Annotated in this window: 20 protein-coding genes and 6 tRNA genes; 5 read left to right on the top strand and 21 right to left on the bottom strand. The window is 56.6% G+C overall.

All coding sequences use genetic code 11. The annotated features are described in order from the left end of the window. Nucleotide 1 precedes the first annotated feature (1 nt). Nucleotides 2-955, bottom strand: coding sequence for a LysR family transcriptional regulator (locus NTD86_RS18990; protein ID WP_262204444.1), 954 nt, complete (start codon nucleotides 953-955; stop codon nucleotides 2-4). 89 nt (nucleotides 956-1,044) lie between these two features. On the opposite strand from NTD86_RS18990, the gene NTD86_RS18985 reads away from it, so the two are divergent. Continuing rightward, nucleotides 1,045-1,665 carry an alanyl-tRNA editing protein gene (locus NTD86_RS18985; RefSeq protein ID WP_262204443.1) on the top strand — a complete coding sequence of 207 codons (621 nt, stop codon included), beginning with the start codon at nucleotides 1,045-1,047 and terminating at the stop codon, nucleotides 1,663-1,665. An 11-nt stretch (nucleotides 1,666-1,676) separates the two neighbouring features. Here NTD86_RS18985 and NTD86_RS18980 read toward each other — a convergent pair whose 3' ends face one another. The 7 genes from NTD86_RS18980 to NTD86_RS18950 form a co-directional block, all read right to left on the bottom strand. Continuing rightward, nucleotides 1,677-2,510: a glycine betaine/L-proline ABC transporter ATP-binding protein gene (locus tag NTD86_RS18980; protein WP_262204441.1), complete on the bottom strand. Its 834-nt coding sequence runs from the start codon at nucleotides 2,508-2,510 to the stop codon at nucleotides 1,677-1,679. Further along, complete coding sequence (locus tag NTD86_RS18975) at nucleotides 2,503-3,357, bottom strand: ABC transporter permease (RefSeq protein ID WP_262204439.1); 855 nt, start codon at nucleotides 3,355-3,357, stop codon at nucleotides 2,503-2,505. Before NTD86_RS18975 ends, NTD86_RS18980 begins: the two co-directional genes overlap by 8 nt. A 21-nt stretch (nucleotides 3,358-3,378) precedes the next feature. Beyond that, complete coding sequence (locus NTD86_RS18970; protein WP_262204438.1) at nucleotides 3,379-4,401, bottom strand: ABC transporter substrate-binding protein; 1,023 nt, start codon at nucleotides 4,399-4,401, stop codon at nucleotides 3,379-3,381. 69 nt (nucleotides 4,402-4,470) lie between these two features. Next, complete coding sequence (locus NTD86_RS18965) at nucleotides 4,471-5,262, bottom strand: phosphate/phosphite/phosphonate ABC transporter substrate-binding protein (RefSeq protein ID WP_262204437.1); 792 nt, start codon at nucleotides 5,260-5,262, stop codon at nucleotides 4,471-4,473. 18 nt (nucleotides 5,263-5,280) lie between these two features. Further along, nucleotides 5,281-6,222 carry a fatty acid desaturase gene (locus NTD86_RS18960; protein ID WP_262204435.1) on the bottom strand — a complete coding sequence of 314 codons (942 nt, stop codon included), beginning with the start codon at nucleotides 6,220-6,222 and terminating at the stop codon, nucleotides 5,281-5,283. A gap of 200 nt (nucleotides 6,223-6,422) precedes the next feature. Next, nucleotides 6,423-6,635: a tautomerase family protein gene (locus NTD86_RS18955; protein WP_262204433.1), complete on the bottom strand. Its 213-nt coding sequence runs from the start codon at nucleotides 6,633-6,635 to the stop codon at nucleotides 6,423-6,425. A 17-nt stretch (nucleotides 6,636-6,652) separates the two neighbouring features. Then, the gene (locus tag NTD86_RS18950) at nucleotides 6,653-7,393 is read right to left on the bottom strand and encodes an SDR family NAD(P)-dependent oxidoreductase (RefSeq protein ID WP_262204431.1); all 741 of its coding nucleotides are present in this window, start codon (nucleotides 7,391-7,393) and stop codon (nucleotides 6,653-6,655) included. A 124-nt stretch (nucleotides 7,394-7,517) separates the two neighbouring features. Between NTD86_RS18950 and NTD86_RS18945 the strand changes: the two genes are divergently transcribed. Further along, nucleotides 7,518-8,429: a LysR family transcriptional regulator gene (locus NTD86_RS18945; protein ID WP_262204429.1), complete on the top strand. Its 912-nt coding sequence runs from the start codon at nucleotides 7,518-7,520 to the stop codon at nucleotides 8,427-8,429. Between the two features lie 150 nt (nucleotides 8,430-8,579). Here the strand turns inward: NTD86_RS18945 and NTD86_RS18940 are convergent. The 6 genes from NTD86_RS18940 to NTD86_RS18915 all read right to left on the bottom strand — a co-directional run bounded on the left by NTD86_RS18940 (nucleotide 8,580) and on the right by NTD86_RS18915 (nucleotide 9,252). Then, nucleotides 8,580-8,655 (bottom strand) — tRNA-Gly (locus NTD86_RS18940). Nucleotides 8,656-8,660: 5 nt separating this feature from the next. Beyond that, a tRNA-Glu gene (locus NTD86_RS18935) sits at nucleotides 8,661-8,736 on the bottom strand. 103 nt (nucleotides 8,737-8,839) lie between these two features. Continuing rightward, nucleotides 8,840-8,915, bottom strand: a tRNA-Gly gene (locus NTD86_RS18930). A 4-nt stretch (nucleotides 8,916-8,919) separates the two neighbouring features. Then, a tRNA-Glu gene (locus NTD86_RS18925) sits at nucleotides 8,920-8,995 on the bottom strand. 103 nt (nucleotides 8,996-9,098) lie between these two features. Continuing rightward, a tRNA-Gly gene (locus NTD86_RS18920) sits at nucleotides 9,099-9,174 on the bottom strand. 2 nt (nucleotides 9,175-9,176) lie between these two features. Continuing rightward, nucleotides 9,177-9,252, bottom strand: a tRNA-Glu gene (locus NTD86_RS18915). Nucleotides 9,253-9,639: 387 nt separating this feature from the next. Here NTD86_RS18915 and NTD86_RS18910 point away from each other — a divergent pair. After that, nucleotides 9,640-10,398, top strand: coding sequence for a hypothetical protein (locus NTD86_RS18910; protein ID WP_262204427.1), 759 nt, complete (start codon nucleotides 9,640-9,642; stop codon nucleotides 10,396-10,398). A gap of 134 nt (nucleotides 10,399-10,532) precedes the next feature. Here the strand turns inward: NTD86_RS18910 and NTD86_RS18905 are convergent, their stop codons facing one another. After that, nucleotides 10,533-10,877 carry a YggL family protein gene (locus NTD86_RS18905; protein ID WP_262204425.1) on the bottom strand — a complete coding sequence of 115 codons (345 nt, stop codon included), beginning with the start codon at nucleotides 10,875-10,877 and terminating at the stop codon, nucleotides 10,533-10,535. Nucleotides 10,878-11,110: 233 nt separating this feature from the next. Between NTD86_RS18905 and dacB the strand changes: the two genes are divergently transcribed. Continuing rightward, nucleotides 11,111-12,577, top strand: coding sequence for a D-alanyl-D-alanine carboxypeptidase/D-alanyl-D-alanine-endopeptidase (gene dacB / locus NTD86_RS18900; protein ID WP_262204423.1), 1,467 nt, complete (start codon nucleotides 11,111-11,113; stop codon nucleotides 12,575-12,577). 142 nt (nucleotides 12,578-12,719) lie between these two features. On the opposite strand, the gene rlmKL is transcribed toward dacB, so the two are convergent. Next, nucleotides 12,720-14,990 (bottom strand): bifunctional 23S rRNA (guanine(2069)-N(7))-methyltransferase RlmK/23S rRNA (guanine(2445)-N(2))-methyltransferase RlmL, encoded by a 2,271-nt coding sequence (rlmKL, locus tag NTD86_RS18895; RefSeq protein WP_262204421.1) that lies wholly within the window; start codon nucleotides 14,988-14,990, stop codon nucleotides 12,720-12,722. A gap of 544 nt (nucleotides 14,991-15,534) precedes the next feature. Between rlmKL and rmf the strand changes: the two genes are divergently transcribed. After that, nucleotides 15,535-15,750, top strand: coding sequence for a ribosome modulation factor (gene rmf / locus NTD86_RS18890; RefSeq protein WP_082148720.1), 216 nt, complete (start codon nucleotides 15,535-15,537; stop codon nucleotides 15,748-15,750). Nucleotides 15,751-15,879: 129 nt separating this feature from the next. Here the strand turns inward: rmf and NTD86_RS18885 are convergent, their stop codons facing one another. From NTD86_RS18885 to NTD86_RS18865, 5 genes are all read right to left on the bottom strand, one after another. Continuing rightward, nucleotides 15,880-16,905 (bottom strand): quinone-dependent dihydroorotate dehydrogenase, encoded by a 1,026-nt coding sequence (locus NTD86_RS18885; RefSeq protein ID WP_262204419.1) that lies wholly within the window; start codon nucleotides 16,903-16,905, stop codon nucleotides 15,880-15,882. 120 nt (nucleotides 16,906-17,025) lie between these two features. After that, the gene (locus tag NTD86_RS18880) at nucleotides 17,026-18,003 is read right to left on the bottom strand and encodes an OmpA family protein (protein ID WP_262204417.1); all 978 of its coding nucleotides are present in this window, start codon (nucleotides 18,001-18,003) and stop codon (nucleotides 17,026-17,028) included. A gap of 106 nt (nucleotides 18,004-18,109) precedes the next feature. Beyond that, nucleotides 18,110-18,700 (bottom strand): RNA polymerase sigma factor SigX, encoded by a 591-nt coding sequence (gene sigX / locus NTD86_RS18875; protein ID WP_088500243.1) that lies wholly within the window; start codon nucleotides 18,698-18,700, stop codon nucleotides 18,110-18,112. 93 nt (nucleotides 18,701-18,793) lie between these two features. Next, complete coding sequence (locus NTD86_RS18870; protein WP_048369832.1) at nucleotides 18,794-19,618, bottom strand: mechanosensitive ion channel family protein; 825 nt, start codon at nucleotides 19,616-19,618, stop codon at nucleotides 18,794-18,796. A 2-nt stretch (nucleotides 19,619-19,620) separates the two neighbouring features. Then, nucleotides 19,621-19,866, bottom strand: a complete 246-nt coding sequence (locus NTD86_RS18865) for a CrfX protein (protein ID WP_262204414.1) — start codon at nucleotides 19,864-19,866, stop codon at nucleotides 19,621-19,623. Between the last annotated feature and the right edge of the window lie 32 nt (nucleotides 19,867-19,898).

Here is a 19,898-nt window from a genome sequence, read left to right as displayed (position 1 = left end):
GTTAACCGCGCGGGTCTTTTTCTTGCCAGGCGCTTAACGTCGGCTCTTGCGCCAGCCGCTCTACCAGATAGTCGATAAACACCCGCAACTTGGGCGGCAGGTAGCGTGTGGGGGTGTGCAGCAACCACACGCCGCCGTGGTAAGACGCAATAAAGCTCCAGTCCGGCAGCACTTGTACAACCGCCCCCTGCTCCAGCGCCTGCCGCGCCGTGAAATAAGGCAGGCTGCCAATGCCTATATTCTGCAATACCGCGTCCAGTCGCACGCCCGTGTGATTGGCCGCGTAACGCCCCTGCACCGCCACCGTGACCGACTTGCTGCCCTGTTTGAATTTCCAGCGCGCGTCAGCCGGGGTTTCGCCCAGGTAAATGCAACTGTGATGACGCAGATCCTCGGGTAAACGCGGCGTACCGTGCTCTGCCAGGTACGCAGGCGTGGCGCACAGCACATGCTCGATGAGAAACAACTGCCGCCCCACCAGCCCTGGCGGTGGCTGATCAGTAATACGAAGGCTCAAATCAACGTTGTCGTCGATCAAATCAACATGCCGGTCTTCCAGAATCAGCTGTACATCGACACCGGGATAACGCCGCAAAAATTCGGGCATGTGCGGGTGCACCACGTAGCGGCCGATGGCCTTGGGTACGCTCACCCGTATCAGCCCCTCGGCCTCCTGGGTATAGCGACCACTGAGGTCCATGACTGACTGCGCGGCCCCCACGACCTCGCGGCATCGCTTGAACACTTCTTCGCCTGCATCGCTTAAACGCAGCTTGCGGGTGGTGCGCTGCAGCAAGCGGATCGCCAGGGCTTTTTCCAGGCGGGCCACACTGCGACTGACGGCAGAGGGCGACGTATCTAGCTGTCGAGCCGCCTCGGAAAAGCTTCCGACCTCGACCACCCTCACGAAGATCACCATTTCAGCCAGCAAAGACAGCGGAAGATTTATGCTCACAGCGCACAGGTCCATTGAAATTTTGAGGGATTATCACACCCTGGAGTCGTCCTTATACTTCAAACATTATTGTTTCAGGACCCTACACCATGACTTCACGTCTGTTTTTTACCGACGATGCCCTCACTGCCGACGTCGACGTGCTCAGTTGCTCACCCCACGACGACGGCTTCGCCGTGATTCTGCGGGCAACGCCTTTCCATCCCCAGGGTGGCGGGCAGCCCAGTGACACCGGCTGGATTGGTGCCAGTGAAGTGTTGAAAGTGTTCCATGATCAGGATCGACTGGTGCATATCGTCAAACAGCCGGTGACACCCGGTCAGGCAATGGCCCGCGTGGACGAGGCTCGACGTGAACTGAACACGCGGCTGCATTCCGTTGGCCATTTGATTGGTGTGTGCGGCGAGCGTGCAGGCTGGATGCCGGTCAAGGCCCACCACTGGCCTGGAGAATGCCGGGTCAGTTTTGTACCCGGTGAAAACGCCCAGCCCATGAATTGCGAGCAGATCGAGGAGCAACTTGCTCAGTGGATCAGCGCTGATCTGCCGCGTGTGGTGCAGATCAACGCAGACCAGCGCTTCATCGGCTTCGGCGAACTGCCGTTGTACCCGTGCGGAGGCACCCATGTCAGCTCACTCAAGCAATTGCAAGCAGCCCCGAAGCTGTCCATCAGTGAAAAGAAAGGCGTGGTGTCCGTACGCTATCAATAAGCCGCCGGCCATCACTCGATCTGGGTACGGTGGCGCTGAACAAAGCGATTCACGTAATCGTCCGCCGGATTCTGCAGGATCTCTTGCGGCGTACCCACTTGCACCAACTGCCCGTCCTTGAGAATGGCGATGCGATTGCCGATGCGCAGCGCTTCTTCCAAGTCGTGGGTGATAAACACAATGGTTTTTTGCAGTGTGCGTTGCAGCTCAAGCAACTGGTCCTGCATCTCGGCGCGGATCAGTGGGTCGAGGGCACTGAATGCTTCGTCCATCAGGATGATGTCAGTGTCTGTCGCCAACGCACGGGCTAACCCCACCCGCTGGCGCATGCCACCCGAAAGCTGGTGGATGTAGGCTTGCTCATAGCCTTGCAAGCCCACCACCGAGATCCAGTGCCGCGCACGCTCTGCGCACTGCGCCTTGCTTTCACCGCGCACCTTGAGACCGTACGCCACGTTGTCCAATACGTTGCGATGTGGCAGCAGGCCAAAGTTCTGGAACACCATGCTGATCTTTTGCCGACGAAACTGGCGCAAAGCCGGCATGTCGTACTCGAGAATGTTTTCACCGTCCACCAGGATCTGCCCGCTGGTCGGGTCTATCAGTCGGTTGAAGTGCCGCACCAGCGTCGACTTGCCCGACCCGGACAAGCCCATGATGACGAACACCTCACCGGCGTGAATCGACAGCGACAGGTTGTTGATCCCTACTACGCTGCCAGTCTTGGCCAGTACCTGGGCTTTGCTAAGGCCTTGCTGGATCAGCGCCAGGACTTCGTGTTCACGCTTGCCGAACACTTTGAACACATTGCGCACTTCGATCTTGTTGCTCACACCATCACTCATCTTTTGCCCCATGCCGTGGTCGGCCATAGGCTTGGGTAATGCGGTCGATAACCACGGCCAAAATCACGATGGCCAGACCGGCTTCCAGCCCTTTGCCAACGTTGAGGGTTTGAATGCCCACCAACACGTTCTCGCCTAGACCACGAGCGCCGATCATCGAGGCGATCACCACCATCGACAGCGCCATCATGGTGGTCTGATTGATGCCTGCCATGATGCTCGGCATGGCCAACGGCAATTGCACGCCGAACAGTTGCTGCCAAGGATTAGCCCCGAAAGCCGTGATCGCTTCTTGCACTTCCTGGTCGACCTGGCGCAGCCCCAGATCGGTCAAGCGGATCAGCGGCGGTACCGCATAAATCACCGTGGCAAAAATGGCTGGCACCTTACCCAGTCCAAACAGCATCAGCACCGGGATCAGGTACACAAAGCTGGGCATGGTTTGCATGATGTCCAGCAGCGGCATCAGCGTCGAGCGCAAGCGGTTGCTGCGCGCGGCCAGAATCCCCAGCGGGATGCCGAGCAAGACTGAAATCACCGTAGCCACCATCATCAGCGCGAGGGTTTGCATCAGCTTGTCCCACAGCCCTACCGCGCCGACCAGAAACAGCAACCCCACGATCAGCAATGTGCTGAACACCTTGCGCGTGGCGTGCCAGGCAATTACCCCAACAATCAGCAGCATCAGCCACCACGGGGTCATGCGCAGCAGGTTTTCTAGATTAACGATGGCCCACAACAGCGTATCGGAGATGTGTCGGAACACATCCCCGTAGTTGCTGACCAGCGCATCCACCCAGCCATTGACCCAACCGGCAATGGAAAACGTCAGATTTTCAGGAAACATGCATGGCTCGTACTCAGGAAATTAATTGGCTTTAAGCGCCGCATCGACTTTCTGCGCCGCATCGGCGGTTACCCAGTTGTGCCAGATTTGCGGCTGTTCACGCAAAAAGGCTTCGGCGGCCTGGCGTGGCTCGGTCCGTTTTTCGCTCATGTCGGCCAGGGTCTTGTTGAGCAAATCGATCGGGAAATCGACCTTTTCATAGAACTCGACCAATTGCGGGTATTGGGTCTTGAACGGCGTGGAAACACCAATCGCCAGTTTAGCCGGCAACGAACGTGTGCCCTTCGGGTTCGGATTATTGGCGTCAGACAGGGTTTTCCAGGCCTCGGCATCGAAGGCTGGTTCGTCCAGTTTGATCAGTTTGTAGCGACCGATCAGCGGGGTCGGCGACCAGTAGTAGAACAGTACCGGCTTGCCACGGCGGATCAGTGAAGCCACTTCGGCATCCAGTGCTGCACCGGAACCGGTGCGGAAGTTCACAAAGTCTTTGTCCAGGCCATAAGCCTTGAGTTTTTGGCTGTTGACGATCTCGGAGGTCCAACCGGTAGGGCTGTTCAGGAAACGCCCACGGCTGGGGTCTTCCTGATCACGGAACACGTCTTTGTAACGCTTCAAATCGTCGACCGACTTCAAATCCGGCGCCAGCGGCTTGATGCCTTTTTCCGAGTCGCCCTTGATGACGTATTCAGGCACCCACCAGCCTTCACTGGCGTTTTTCACGATGTCGCCCAGGCCGGAAACTTTGCCTTCGGCTTCGGCCTTGATCCACGCAGGGCTGCGCCCGGCCCACTCTTCACCAATGACCTGAATGTCGTTTTTCGCCAGGGCGGCCTCAAGGCTCACCGTGCTGCCAGGCAAGGTATCGGTGCTCAGGCCGTAGCCTTTTTCGGTGAGGATGCGCAGTACTTCGGTGATGAAGCTGCCGCTTTCCCAGGTGATATCGCCAAAGTGGATCGGCGTATTTTTAGTGTCTGCCAAGACCGGCTGGCTCAACAGACCAAGTGCCAGCAGCGAGCCACCGAGCCATTTTTTAATGTTAGTCATGCGGATTCTCTTGTCATGGATAGGGGCAAAATACCGGCCGCACGCCCGCGCGTGCAGTGGCTCGTACGGTTAACGCAGGACGTCATAACCCGCAGCGCTGGCTTCGCGCTGATAGCCGATAACGAGTTGGTAATCCGCTTCGCTGGCCGGTAATACTTCCTGCAAACCCAAGGTGGCACTTACGTGTGGCAACTCCTGGAGGGCAAGGTTCATTGCCTCACGAATACGCTCGGCTCCTGCAGTGCCAGCACTCAACGCTGTGATGTAAGGCAGGTTCGGGCTCTGCGCGGTGCGCGCGACAATCCGCAACCCGGCGACTTCGGCCGGCGCATAGCGCGCCAAGTAGGCAAACGTGACGCTGTCGATAGAGGCCAGGTCCGCCCAGCCTTCGCGCACCCAGCGCAGGCTTTGCTGATGGGCGCCGCTGGTGGCCACCGAAGCAAAGAAGCGCCCGTCCTGCTGTAAGGGCGTCAGTCGATGGCGCAACAGGTTCATGCCGCTGTTGGAGTGCCGGTCATTGATCACCCCGCGGCTGCCCTTGAAGTCTGCCAGTTCGAGACGCGAGTCGGACTCACGGCTGACGATCACACTGCAATGGGTTCCTCCGCTGCTGTCCGGCCATTCATAACGCGGACGCCCCACCACTTGAACCTGCCCCTGCAACTGCGTCAGCAAGGGGTAGCCGCAGGTTTGCGTCAGCACCAACTCTGGCGAGCGAAACAACGCCAGCAACTCAAGGCCGCCGGCGTCGTAGCGCGTGACCTGCAACCGATCAAGGATGCGCGTCAGCCATTGCTCGTTGGCGTCACGTACTGGCTGCGGGGCCACGTACATCAATAATTCTGCGTAACCGCCTGACATACAACGCTCCTGTTGACGTTAAACGAACGGGTGTTTCGGGCTATCAATGGCGCGCACCGAATGGCGACGGATCAATTGACCATAGCCGTGCACCACATAACCTCCACTGCGCTGCTGCCATTGCTCACGGCGCGCCTGATACACCCTGGGCATGTAGAACCACGGCAAGCGTGGCAAGTCGTGATGGACCAAATGCAGGTTGAGATTCAGGAACAGCCAGGTCCACGGCCAGCCGGCTTCGTTGAGAACCGTGCGCTGTTCAGGCAGTGCGGCGGGCCGGTGCTCATAAAAAGAGCGCACCATGCCGATCGACAGCACCGGGACGGTGACCAGAAACACGTATTGCCAGATCGCCAGCGCACTGTAGCGGGCAATGAAGACAAACATCAGCACGGTGAAAAAGCCATGGGTCAACCACATTAACCAGGCCTTGCGCTCGCCTTGGCGCAAGCGTTGAAGTTCTCTTTTGGCCATGCCGAACAAGGCCAGCGGCGGCCCGACCAGCAAGCGGCCCGGCACGGTTTTGTTGAGCCAGAGCAGCCCGCGAAACCAGGCTGAACTGTTTTGCCAGCCCAATTGGCTCAGGTAACGGCTTTCGGGATCGACACCGGGGATGGTCAAGTCGTGATCATGGTGATGCTGCAAGTGGCTGTCACGGTACAGGGTGTACGGATACCACAAGGCAAACGGCGCGTAGCCCAGCACTTTATTCAGCCAATTAAAGCGCGTGGGATGGCCGTGCAGCAGTTCGTGCTGAACCGACATCCACAGCACCACCACCGGGATCAACAACACAATGGTCCAGCCTGCGCCGATCGCCGGGCTGGCCAGCATCAAGGCAAACCAGGCACTGGGCACGGCAATCAGCAGCAGCCAGGTCGGCCACTGAGTACGGCCGGTGAAGGTGTTGGATAAGGCCTGAATGTCTTGTTGCTGAGCGCTGTCAAAATAATGCGACATCTGAAGGACTCAAAAAATAGGTTTGAATCCCTGTGTGGCGCGAGCCGCATTTTTCTTGCAGATCGTTTGGTTATTAGCTTAGAACGCTTGAAACAGCTGGTCTGTAATTCGCCGCTGCATGTGAGCGGGCTTGCGCGCGATCCTTACCACGCGGTGCGACTATGGCACCTTGCCGAACCAATCGCGGGCAAGCCCGTTTGCTACGCGTTGAGTTTTTGTCGGGCGCGTCGCTGAGTCGTGGTCTCGCCACCCACGCCCCAGTTATCGGTCGAGACTTCATCGATCAACACGTAGGTCGTCGACGGCGGCTTGCCCAAGACCTGTTGCAGCAACTCAGTCACACCTTCAATCAGCAGGCGTTTTTGTTCGGCGGTAACCCCTTCATCAGTCACCTTGATATTGACGTAAGGCATGTCGGTTTCCTCGCTGATTACCAGGTGCCGCCAGTGCTGCCGCCATCAACCGGGATGATGGCGCCACTGACAAAGGTCGACGAGGTGAGGTAGAGCACGGCATCGACGATGTCTTGTGGCGTACCAATGCGCCCGCTTGGAGAAAGCGTTTTGAGGAAGTCACGGGTTGGCTCATCGGTGCCGTGCATCGGCGTCGCGATGATGCCAGGTGCCACAGCGTTGACCTGCACCTGAGACGCCGCCAGCTCCAGCGCCAGCCCGCGCACGGCACTGTTCAGGCCGCCTTTGATCAGCACCGGCAGCAGCGCCGGGACTTTCACGTTGGGTTGCAGGGCAATAGACGCGGTAATGGCGACGATTTGCCCGCCGCCATTGGCCGTCATATGCCGTGCTGCCGCCTGGGCCGGGTAGAAGAAGCCTTTGAGGTTGGTGTCGACGATCGACTCCAGCTGCGCCTCGGTGTAGTCAGCCACAGGGCTCGGCACAAAGATCCCGGCATTGCTGATCAAAATGTCGACCTTGCCGAACGCTTGCACGGCGCGCTCAAACAAACGGGTGGTGGTTTGCGGCTGGGCAATATCCCCTTCTACAAGCAAAAAGTTGGCCGGGTTGCCGAGCGATTTCGCCGCTTCCTGTAAGCGGGCCAGGGTGCGGGCATTGCCCACCACGTTGAAACCCAAGTCCAGATAAGCCTTGGCGATGGCCAGGCCAAGGCCACTGGAGGCGCCGGTAACGATGACTGTTTTAGCTGAACTCATGATATTTCTCCGCAGATTCAAGGCGTATGCCTTGGTGGTGGAGGCACTCTAGGCCAGCTTTAAAACTTGAAAAATGAGGCTCATAGCATTTGAATAGATACCTCATGTAACTAATGGCAGCGCCATGACCCGTCACTTCGATGATGTTCAACTGGGCAGTATTGAGTTGTTTTGCCTGGCGGCCGATACCGGCAGCTTCACGGCCGCGGCCAATCTGGCCGGGGTTACACCGGCAGCCGTCAGTCGTTCGGTAGCCCGCCTCGAGGAACGCCTGGGGGTGCGATTGTTTGTGCGAACGACTCGCCAGATGCGCCTCACTGAAGGCGGGCGCCTTTACCACCAGCAATGCCGTCAGGCCCTGACGCAACTGGTGGATGCAGAGCGTGAGGTCACGGGTCGACAAAGCCAGCCTTCTGGCTTGCTAAGAATCAGCGTGCCCACACCCTATGCTCACTATCGATTGCTGCCACGATTGCCTGCGTTTCGCCGGCAATTCCCCGAGGTTCACGTGGATGTGCATATCAGCAATCGCAACATCGACTTTGCAGACGACGGTTTTGATCTGGCCATTCGCGGCCGCGCGCCCAACGATTCCGGCCTGATTGCACGCACGTTGGAAGAAGCCGAACTGGTGGTAGTTGCAACGCCCGAATACTTGCGCGAAGCGGGCACCCCGACCTCGTTGGCGGATCTGGCCGAACATGACTGCATTCAGTACCAAGTGCCCAGCACTGGGCGCAATCTGCCCTGGGCGTTTTACCGGGAAGGTCAGTTGATCGAACTGGAAACCACAGGCAACTGCGCCTGCCTCGATGATTATCTGGGCGCTGTGACGTTGGTCAAACACGGTGCAGGCTTGATGCAAACCTACCGTTTCACGGTCCGGGAGCAATTGGAACGTGGTGACTTGTGCGAAGTACTGAGCGAATTCGGCGGTGCCCGGCGCCCTTTTATCCTGCTGTACCCGCACGCACGCCATGTACCGCAACGCGTACGGGCGTTTATCGACTTTATGATTCAAAGCCAGCCAGAATGAGCTCGGGGTCGCGAGACAGTGCCAAGGCACATTGTCTATGCACTGATACGGACGGCAGGTGGGGTGGAAAAAAGGAATAAAAAAAAGAGGCCTAAGCCTCTTTTTTTAGATGTTTTACAGACTGACTTAGCACTCTGTGAAACAAGAATCTGGAGCGGGAAACGAGACTCGAACTCGCGACCCCGACCTTGGCAAGGTCGTGCTCTACCAACTGAGCTATTCCCGCAATAATGGCGTCCCCTAGGGGACTCGAACCCCTGTTACCGCCGTGAAAGGGCGGTGTCCTAGGCCACTAGACGAAGGGGACGTTGCCCGAAACGTACGCTGTACATTTCAGTGCCAACTACGTTCACCAAAGTGTTCGTTTTGGCTTTCACTCAACCCCGCCCGAGAGCGAAGCTGCTTAAAAATGGAGCGGGAAACGAGACTCGAACTCGCGACCCCGACCTTGGCAAGGTCGTGCTCTACCAACTGAGCTATTCCCGCAATATGGCGTCCCCTAGGGGACTCGAACCCCTGTTACCGCCGTGAAAGGGCGGTGTCCTAGGCCACTAGACGAAGGGGACGTTGCCCGAAACGTACGCTGTACATTTCAGTGCCAACTACGTTCACCGAAGTGTTCGCTTTGGCTTTCACTCAACCCCGCCCGAGAGCGAAGCTGCTTAAAAATGGAGCGGGAAACGAGACTCGAACTCGCGACCCCGACCTTGGCAAGGTCGTGCTCTACCAACTGAGCTATTCCCGCTTTGGCGTCCCCTAGGGGACTCGAACCCCTGTTACCGCCGTGAAAGGGCGGTGTCCTAGGCCACTAGACGAAGGGGACACACTACAACTTCACTGGTTGCTGACGTTTCGCTGTTCGCTTTACGCTGCAATTGGCGCGCATTCTAGGGATGGTTTTAGAAGTCGTCAACCCCAATATGAAAATTTATTGAAATCAATGACTTCCCTCCCATCAAGGCCTTTTCCTACGCCGTGTGACACCTGTCTCCTGAGGCCTATATTCCAGCATCCTACAAGGCGCTATGATTAACAGGCTTGAGTGATGGCCAAATGCACCTATCCAATGCCGACCTCTCTATAGATAGCCAGACACCTGAGTTCACTGAAGTAACGCGCGCACTTTCAGAGCAAGCCTATTAGCAACACTGCCGGCCACTTTTTATTGCAGGCAGACCACCCTGAAGAGGTTTTAACGTTGACGCCTTCCATGATCACCCTGCTCGTCGTTGCCGGGATCGTTCTTTTGATCGCCATCGGCTACATAAACCACATGGTGGAACACAACAAAGTGGAAAAAGCCCGCCTTAGCGTCGAGCTTAATGACCGTGTCCGCCGATGCAGCGAAGTCAACGAGACCTTCCCCGGGCAAATGATGACCTCTGCACTCAAGTTGCTGCTGACCCGCCTTGAGCTCAATGCCACCCAGCGCCTGTTGCAACTGCAAAAAAACAGCGCTGCGCTAAAGGCCCGAGTTGCAGAACTTGAAGCCCTCGTTGCACAAGGCGAGTCGATTTCGGTGAACAACCCGCCCCGCCCGATCCTCACGGAAGCCAAGGCCAAGGACGTGCGCTTTCTGCTTGAAACGCTGCATGGCCAGATCACGCGCGCGGCCAAGGATAGAGTGCTGCCCGCCAATGAGGCCAAACAATGGCTCAAGGAGATCCGCCACCTGCTGGTGGTCGTGCATATTGAGTTCTTCAACAACCTGGGCCAATTGGCGTTCCAGCAGAATCAGCCAGGCCAAGCACGGCTGGCTTATGAACGCGGCGTGCAGTATCTGCGCAAGCAGGCAGAACCGGCACCGTACAGCGAATCGCTCAGAATATTTGAAGCGCAACTGGCGCGCGCCAACACCCTGCTGCAGAGCAAGCTTGAGCCTGGCAGCGATGAAGTCAACGAACTGACCGAAGGCCTTAAAACCGACGAAGCTGAAGGCGACTGGAAAAAGAAAGCTATTTACGACTGACAACAACAGACACCCACGCGACATCGCACAAGCGCGGCGGGCAATGATCAGGAAGAGGTCGAAATAGCGCCCGGAACGGGCAAAGGCAATACAGACACAAAGGCAGCCACTTGGGCTGCCTTTGTGCTTTAACGTCAGGCTACCGGATTGATTGGCTTTTCCGGGTACCACACGTCCAGCAGCGGGCTGACTTCAACGCTGGTCAGCTCGGAACGAGCTTTCAACCAGGCTTCAACAGCAGCGCGCTGCTCTGCGCTGACCGAACCGCGCTTTTGCAGGCAAACCAGACCGTAGTCGTCGCCGCCAACATAGCCCAGGCCGTTAGCTTCCATGGCTTCTTTCAAGAAAGCGTCAAGGAATGCATCGATAGCCTCTTCCGACAGGTCTTCTTTGAAATCCAGGTTCAGCTCAAAACCCAGCTCCTGAAATTCATCAACGCACAATTTTTTGCGCAGACGCTGGGAACGATTAGTAGCCATTGAACAATCCTCTTGAGTAATTACGGGCGGCACTTTACCAGCTAAAGACTGGCGCTGCCCGGTTACGTGTGAGCGACTCATCGTTTTATGCATTAAATAAGTCACTGCCGGACATACGCTGATGCACAAGCCCGATAACCTTGGGGCATAATGCCAACACTTTTATGACCATTGAGGGATTTTTTGTTCATGCCCTCTTATTTTTTCCCCCTCGCCTGCAGGGTTTTACTTTGATGATTAAATCTTTACGACCATTACTTCTGGCCAGCTTTTTTCTACCGCTCGCCTTCGGCGCCAATGCCGCTCCTGTCAACGCCACCCTCACCCCTAAAGTTCAACAAGCACTCAAAACCAACAAACTGCAAGACGATGCCCTATCGCTGGTTTTGCTGCCGCTTACCGGTCCAGGTGTTCCAACTGTTTTCAACGCCGATGTTTCCATGAACCCGGCGTCCACCATGAAATTGGTGACCACCTACGCAGCCCTCGAAATGCTCGGCCCGACCCACCAGTGGAAAACCGAGTTCTACACCGATGGCACGCTGAACAACGGTATTTTGCAGGGCAACCTGTATCTCAAGGGCGGCGGCGACCCCAAGCTCAACATGGAAAAACTGTGGCTGTTGATGCGTGATTTGCGCGCCAATGGCGTGCAGCAAATCACCGGGGACCTGGTGCTTGATCGCAACTTCTTCGAACAACCGCAATTGCCGGCGTTCAACGATGACGGCAACGATGAAAACAAACCGTTCCTGGTCAAGCCTGACGCCTTGATGGTCAACCTCAAAGCCTTGCGTTTCGTCGCTCGCAACGATGGGGGCAAGGTGCTGGTCTCGGTGGAGCCGCCTATTGCGAGCATCCGCATCGACAATCAGGTCAAGGCCATCAACGCCAAGCAATGCACTGGCGATGTGCGCTACAACCCAGTGACCCAGGCCGATGGCTCGGTGGTCGTGACCGTCAGTGGCCAACTGGCAGACGGCTGCAACTCTCAGACTTACTTGTCCTTGCTTGATCATGCGACCTACACGGCCGGCGCTGTACGGGCTATCTGGAAAGAACTGGGCGGCAGCATCCAGGGTCAGGACCGTCAGGCCAGCGTCCCCAAGGGTGCAAAACTGCTGGCTCGGGCCTATTCGCCTGATCTGGCAGAAATTATCCGCGACATCAACAAATACAGTAACAACACCATGGCTCAACAGCTGTTCCTGAGCCTTGGCGCGCAATTCCGTACCGATGCCGACGGCGATGACGCCAAGGCAGCACAGCGGGTAATACGCCAATGGCTGGCCAAAAAAGGCATCACCGCGCCGCATCTGGTCATGGAGAACGGCTCCGGTCTGTCACGTGCCGAGCGTGTAAGCGCACGTGAAATGGCGCAAATGCTTCAAGCCGCCTGGAAAAGCCCCTACGCCGCTGAGTTCATCAGCTCGCTGCCGATTGCCGGTAAGGACGGCACCATGCGCAAGCGCCTGAAAACCACAGCCGTGAACGGTCAGGCTCACATCAAGACCGGCACCCTGAACACCGTGCGGGCCATTTCGGGCTTTAGCCGTGACAGCAACGGCGACACGTGGGCCGTGGTGGCCATTTTGAACGACCCCCGCCCATGGGGTGCCTCTTCGATTCTGGATCAAGTCCTGCTTGATCTGTATCGCCAACCAGCAGTGGCTAACCGTTCGGTCTCTATCGCACCCTAGTACCCGGTCTGCTCCCTTTTCATTGCAACTGCGATGAAAAGGGGGGCAGAACCTGACCTTCGATAACGCATAAAAAACGCCCCCGATCGCAAGAAAGGGGGCGTTTTTTATGGGCTAATCACCGCAGGCACAAGGCCCGGTATCAGCGAGCCATGATTTTCCAAGCCCGGTGGATTTTGCTGTTTCGGGCAAAATCCGGGTCGATGGTGCTCGCGGTAATTTCCTCGACGGCATAGCGCGCTGCCAGATGCTCATCCAGAACGAACTTGCGGAAGTTGTTCGAGAAATACAGCACGCCACCTGGCGCCAGGCGCGCCATGGCCAGGTCCAACAACTGCACGTGGTCGCGCTGAACGTCGAAGATGCCTTCCATACGCTTGGAGTTAGAGAACGTCGGCGGATCAATGAAGATCAGGTCGTATTCTTCACGGCAGGCATCCAGCCAGGCCATCACGTCGCCCTGCTCCAGGCGGTTCTTGTCCGAAAAACCATTCAACGACAGGTTACGACGCGCCCAGTCCAGATAGGTCTTGGACAAGTCTACGCTGGTGGTACTGCGCGCACCGCCCTTGGCTGCGTGCACACTCGCGGTTGCGGTGTAGCAGAACAGGTTGAGGAAGCGCTTGCCTGCGGCTTCTTTCTGAATACGCATGCGGATCGGACGGTGGTCCAGGAACAACCCCGTGTCGAGGTAATCAGTGAGGTTCACCAGCAATTTGACGCCGCCCTCAGTCACCTCAGTGAACTTGCCCTGTGCGCTTTGACGCTCATATTGCTTGGTGCCGCTCTGACGCTCGCGACGTTTGACGATCACTCGGCTCTTGTCGATATTCAGCGCCTGGGGAATTGCCGCCAGCGCATCGAACATCCGCGCCGAGGCCTTTTCCGGGTCTACCGATTTAGGCGCTGCGTACTCCTGAACATGCACCCAGTCGTGATACAGGTCGATCGCCATCGAGTACTCAGGCATGTCGGCGTCGTATACGCGATAGCAATCAATGCCCTCACGCTTGACCCATTTACCCAGTGCCTTGAGGTTCTTTTGCAGACGGTTGGCAAACATCTGCCCGCCTTCGCTCAGACGTGGCTGCTCGACCACTACGGGAGCCGGTTTGATCGGGTTGCCGTTCTTGTTGAACTTCTGTGGCTGGACAGGTGCTTCGCTGGCCGCCAACTGATCCGACTCGGCTTGTTCACGCTCAGCCTGACGCTGCTCAGGGGTGCGACGCTCCCCCGTCACGAACTGATCGGGCGTGACCTTGATCAGCAGCAACTTGCACGGCAATGCGCCGTTCCAGAACGAATACTGTTTGTGGCTGCGAATGCCCATGCGCTTGCCCAGATCCGGGGCACCGGTAAACACCGCAGCCTCCCAGTTAAGGCACGCCTGGCGCAGGCGCTCACCAAGGTTCTGATAGAGGTAGAGCAGGCTTGCCTCATCGCCCAATCGCTCGCCGTACGGCGGGTTGGAGATGACCAGGCCCTTCTGGTTCTGGTCAGGACGCGGCTCAAAGGTCGCCACTTCACCTTGATAAATCTTGATCCAGTGGCTTAGGCCTGCACGCTCAATGTTATTGCGAGCGGGCTGGATCAGACGCGGATCGGCTTCATAGCCACGGATCCACAATGGCGGCTTGGCCATGCCGATTTCCGCACGCTCGGTGGCTTCCTGGTGAAGTTTTTTCCAGATGGCCGGCACGTGACCCAACCAGGCATCGAAGCCCCAGTGAATACGATTGAGGTTCGGCGCGATGTCGGCGGCAATCATCGCCCCCTCGACCAGGAAGGTCCCCACGCCGCACATCGGGTCAGCCAGCGCTGCACCCTCGGCGGCCATCTTCGGCCAGCCGGCGCGAATCAGCACTGCGGCTGCCAGGTTTTCCTTCAGTGGCGCGGCACCTTGCTGCAGGCGGTAGCCGCGCTGGTGCAAACTGCTGCCCGACAAGTCCAGGGAAAGAATCGCTTCGCCGCGGTCCAGACGCAGATGGATCCGCAAATCAGGGCTGAACTTGTCAATCGACGGCCGCTCACCAGACGGCGTGCGCAGCTTGTCAACGATCGCGTCCTTGACCTTCAAGGCACCGAAGTGGGTGTTGTCGATACCCGAGCCATGACCACTGAATTCAACGGCCAGCGTGCCGTCCGGGAGCATGTGGTCATGCCAGTCCACCTCCAGCACGCCGTTGTACAGGTCTTCAGCGTTCTTCATAGGGAAGCGCTTGAGTACCAGCAACACGCGGTTGGCAAGACGCGACCATAGACACAGGCGGTAGGCAGTTTCCATATCTGCCATGCCACGAATGGCCGAGGTATGCTCGCGCGCTTCCTCAAGACCAAGGCCTATAGCCTCCTCAAGGAGCAGACCTTCAAGGCCTTTGGGGCAGGTAAGGAAGAGTTCGTTACGATCCGACATGGGATTCCTGAGCTTATAGCTTTCTGTGAACAGGCAACGCATTGCCTGTTCCGTTTTCAATCAAGCGCTTTTCTTGAAGAGCGCTCGCGTGGCACGAAACTGTGCCGGTCCACATCAATGACAAAACCCGCCCTGAAGCAGACGGAGGTTAGACACTGAGGCAGGTCATTTATTAAGAAACAATTGGTCATACTCAGACCCTTCGTCGAATAGTACCTGAGTCGATCAAGCCGCTATATGCAACGGAGAATGAAACTCATCATCTTTGCAAGCACTTGCCCTATCAGGCTTTGGACGAAACCGGGTGTGCAAAAACAGCCGGTCTTATGGCTGTAACACCATTATCGTTACGTGCTTATGACAAAACGATCATTCCCTCACCTGAATGCATTGGTTAGAACTGGACGCAGGTTGTCGCCGCATAGGCGATAACACAAGGGCTCGCCACGCCGACAGCGAGCCCCACCCGACGGCAGATCCATCTGCCCCGACCTTTGGAAGGTCGACGCTAAATAAAACAGTCAACAAGTGAGGGAAACACCCTATGAGAAGACTTAAGCGTGATCCGTTGGAAAGAGCATTTTTGCGCGGATATCAAAATGGCGTTCATGGTAAATCCCGTGAGCTTTGCCCATTTACTCTACCGTCGGTACGCCAAGCCTGGATTAACGGCTGGCGCGAAGGACGCGGCGACAACTGGGACGGTATGACAGGCACTGCGGGCATCCACAGACTCAACGAAATCAACGCCGTCGGCTAACACTGGACACACTCCGACATCACCTCTAGGCGACAACGATTTAACCTTGCCGTCCCATCCAGGCGGCGGGCCTCGGCCCAAGGGCTCCTCAGGAGCCCTTTTTTATGCCCGTCTGGCTGCAGCCATCCATTACTTGCGCGGCAATGCAGAAATAGCATCGACCGACTCGCGAATCAGCGCCGGACCTTTGTAGATGAAACCCGAATAGATCTGAACCAGGCTGGCACCTGCAGCGATTTTCTCAGCCGCGTGCTTGCCTTCGGTAATGCCACCGGCAGCGATAATCGGTAAGCGCCCTGCCAACTCAGCAGCCAGCACCTTGACGGTGTGAGTGCTTTTTTCAAGCACCGGAGCACCCGACAAGCCCCCGGCCTCGTCACCATGGGCCAAACCTTCAACGCCAACGCGGCTGAGGGTGGTGTTGGTGGCGATAACAGCATCCATACCTGTCTCCAGCAGCGCCTGAGCCACAAGCACGGTTTCTTCGTCACTCATGTCAGGGGCGATCTTGATCGCCAGTGGCACGCGTTTGCCGTGGCGTTGTGTCAGTTCGCTCTGACGCAGTTGTAGGGCTTCGAGCAACTGCTTGAGCGAATCACCGAACTGCAAGCTGCGCAAACCCGGTGTATTGGGCGAGCTGACGTTGACGGTGACGTAGCTGGCGTGGGCATACACTTTATCCAGGCAGATCAGGTAATCGTCGACAGCGCGCTCAACCGGCGTGTCAAAGTTTTTACCGATATTGATACCCAGAATGCCGTTATAACGGGCCGCCTGTACGCGGCTCAGCAAATGATCAACGCCCAGGTTGTTAAAGCCCATGCGGTTGATGATCGCCTGCGCTTCAGGCAATCGGAAAATACGTGGTTTGGGGTTGCCCGGCTGAGGGCGCGGCGTCACGGTGCCGATCTCGACAAAGCCAAAACCCAACTGGGCGAAACCGTCGATGGCGGCGCCATTTTTATCCAGCCCCGCGGCCAAGCCGACCGGGTTAGGGAAATTCAACCCCATGACCGTCACAGGCAGTTTCGCCGGTGCTTTGCACAACAACCCATTGAGCCCCAGACGGCCGCCCGCCCCGATCAGGTCCAGCGACAAGTCGTGAGAAGCTTCGGGGGAGAGTTTGAAAAGCAGCTGGCGGGCCAGGTTATACATGGGCGCAATGGACTCGAAGGGTAACGGAAAGTGGGCGCAATTATAGCCGCGCCGCCTGGCAAATCACAGGCAAAGAAAAACCCGGCCTGAGCCGGGTTTTTCTGAGCAGCCTATCTAAAATTAATTAGATTGAGCTTGAACAACTGCTTCTACGCGACGGTTCAGAGCGCGGCCTTCTTCAGTTGCGTTGGTAGCAACTGGATCAGACTTACCGTGGCCAACTGCGTCTACACGGCTAGGCGAAACGCCTTGCTGTACCAGAGCCTGACGCACAGAGTCAGCACGACGCTGGGACAGTTTCAGGTTGTACGCATCGGTACCAACGCTGTCAGTGTAACCATTCACAGTAGTGCTGGTCGCTGGGTACTGCTGCATGAACTGAGCAACGTTCTTGATGTCAGGCAGGTACTGGGACTTGACAACAGCTTTGTCGAAGTCGAATTTCACGTCCAGCTCAACCTTAACAACTTCAGCGATCGGAGCTTCTGGTTCTGGCTCAGCGATTGGAGCTGGAGCTGGAACTGGAGCAGGAGCTACTTTGCCACCGCTGCCACCGAAGTTCACACCCAGACCAACGGTAGGAGCGTAGTCCCAACGGCCGTTGTCCAGTTTGTAGTCAGCTTCAACGCCTGCACGAGCGAACAGGTTGTCAGTGATGTACCACTTAACACCAGCGCCAGCAGTCAGGAAAGTCGACTTGTCACGGCCCGAGTGGCCATCAGCTACAACGTTCGACAGGCTCTTGTGAGCAACACCGCCGGAAACGTATGGACGCAGAGCGTCGCCTACGGTGCCGAAGTGGTACTGAGCGTTCAGACCAAAGTTGTCGCCTTGCAACTTCTGGTTGCCAGTATTGGTCGACGAACGGGTGTAGTTGGTCTTGTCGTACGCGAAGTTGATCGACACGTCATCAGTGATGAAGTAGCCGATCGATGCGCCCGGGTTGTAACCGTCTTGTACGTGGTTGACGCTGTCGTTGTACTGTTTTTTGTAGAACAGTTCACCCTCGACCGCGCCTTGGCCTTGTGCCAGGGCACCGAACGAAGTTGCGGCTACAAAGGAACCAATGGCAATGCCCAAGGTGTTTTTCAGTTTCATCCGTTAAATCCCCATCTGGTGATTGTAAAGCAGTCCCACATACCGGGGGACAACTCGGCGGCAAGTCTATCAGACCTTGCCTACACGTAGAGCCATTTGCACTGAACTAAGTTTCAGCAAGACCTGCAAATTTCTCACGCAATTTGTCAAGAGCACGCTTGTATCTCATCTTCGTCGCGCTCAAACCCATATGCATTATGTCTGCGATTTCCTGAAATTCCAGTTCTGCGACAAAACGCAGCACTAAAATTTCGCGATCAATCGGGTTCACATGCACCAACCAGCGATCAAGTCCGCCCTTTTCCTCAGGTTTCGGCGCCTTTTCCTCAGACGCTTCCTCAAGGGGGTCAATACTTAATGCGTCCATCAAGCGACGCTTTCGCCGTTCCTTTCGATACTGTGTAATGCATTCGTTGTAAGTGATGCTATATAGCCATGTCTTGAATTTCGATTTTCCCTCGAAATTTTTCAAGCCATACAACACCTTAAGCATCACTTCCTGACAGACATCGTCAGCGTCCCTATCGTTCCCTAAATACCTTGAACAAACGTTGAACAAAGTGCGTTGATAGCGACGCATCAACTCTTCATAAGCACGTGTAACGTGAAACAACTCATCATGCGCGCGCGCAACCAACTCCTCATCAGAGAGCTCGCGGGGATCGTAGCGCATGGATAGCGATTGGGCTTTATTCAAAACGAGTCGTGCCGACAGTCAGGTCAATGGCCACCGCATCAGCCTTTAAACCAGGCATTTTTACGGCGGCATACATTAGCAGGGTTTACCGCGTTAGCGGCTTGTCACGTGCTGCTCCAGCAAGATCCGATTGGAAATGGAGACTAGCTCACCTTCCTCGGTCAGCAACGTGGTTTTAACCGTGCCGATCTCTTCGATCTGCCCTTCGACCTCGCCAACTCGCACTTCTTGCCCAACTTGATACAACTCACGCACATAGATCCCAGCCAGAATCTGACCGGCAATTTCTCGACTTCCCAAGCCCATGGCCAAAGCAACAGCCAGACCAACGGTAATCAAAACAATCACAATCACGTGGTTCAGCAGGTCGGTTTTAACTTCCAACTGACTGATAGCCACGGAAATACTGATGATGATGACCAGGCCCTGGGCTACACGCCCCAGCCCGCTTGCATAATCAAATCCGACGCTCTCGGCCGCACCTCGCACCAGCCCATTGAGCAACTGCGCCAGTAGCACACCTGCCAACAACACTAGCAAAGCACCGAAAACCTTCGGCAAATAAACCGTGAAAATATCCAGCGCTGCAGAAACGCGATCCAGCCCCAGCGACTGCGCCGCCGACACCAGGAACACCAGCAGGATGAACCAGTAGACAATTTTTCCGATCAGGATCGAGATCGGCACCTTGATGCCAATACGGGCCAGAATCTTGGTCAGGCCAGTGCCGCCCATCAGGCGGTCAAGGCCCAACTTTGCGAGCAACTTGGACAGCAGGGTATCGAGCAGTTTGGCAACCACGAAACCCAGCAATACGACAACCAGTGCCCCGAAAAGGTTCGGGATGAAGTTGGCAATTTTAGTCCACAGGGCAGTCATTGCCGTGACCAGGCTCTGAGTCCAGAGATCAAGTTCCATGTTCAATCAGCCTTATCAGCAGGGCGAGCAGCAGGTTTGCGTCGCGAAACGGGCGCAATATGGGCCGAACCGCTGTTCAATGCAATCGTCAGTGCTTGCATCCAGCGACCTGGCAGGCTGAAAAGATCACCCGCGCCAACCTGACGATTAGCGGTTTTCAATACTCGACCCAAACACGCGTCATCGTCACGGGTGGATGACGGCGTTTTGAGCATTTCACGTAGCGACTGTTCAAACGGATCGTGCATAAGCACCTCTCGGTATCTGAGTGAAAGACGCA

The sequence above is a fragment of the Pseudomonas sp. 7P_10.2_Bac1 genome (assembly GCF_025465935.1).
Lineage (GTDB): Bacteria > Pseudomonadota > Gammaproteobacteria > Pseudomonadales > Pseudomonadaceae > Aquipseudomonas.
This window is presented reverse-complemented; position numbering and strand designations above follow the sequence as displayed.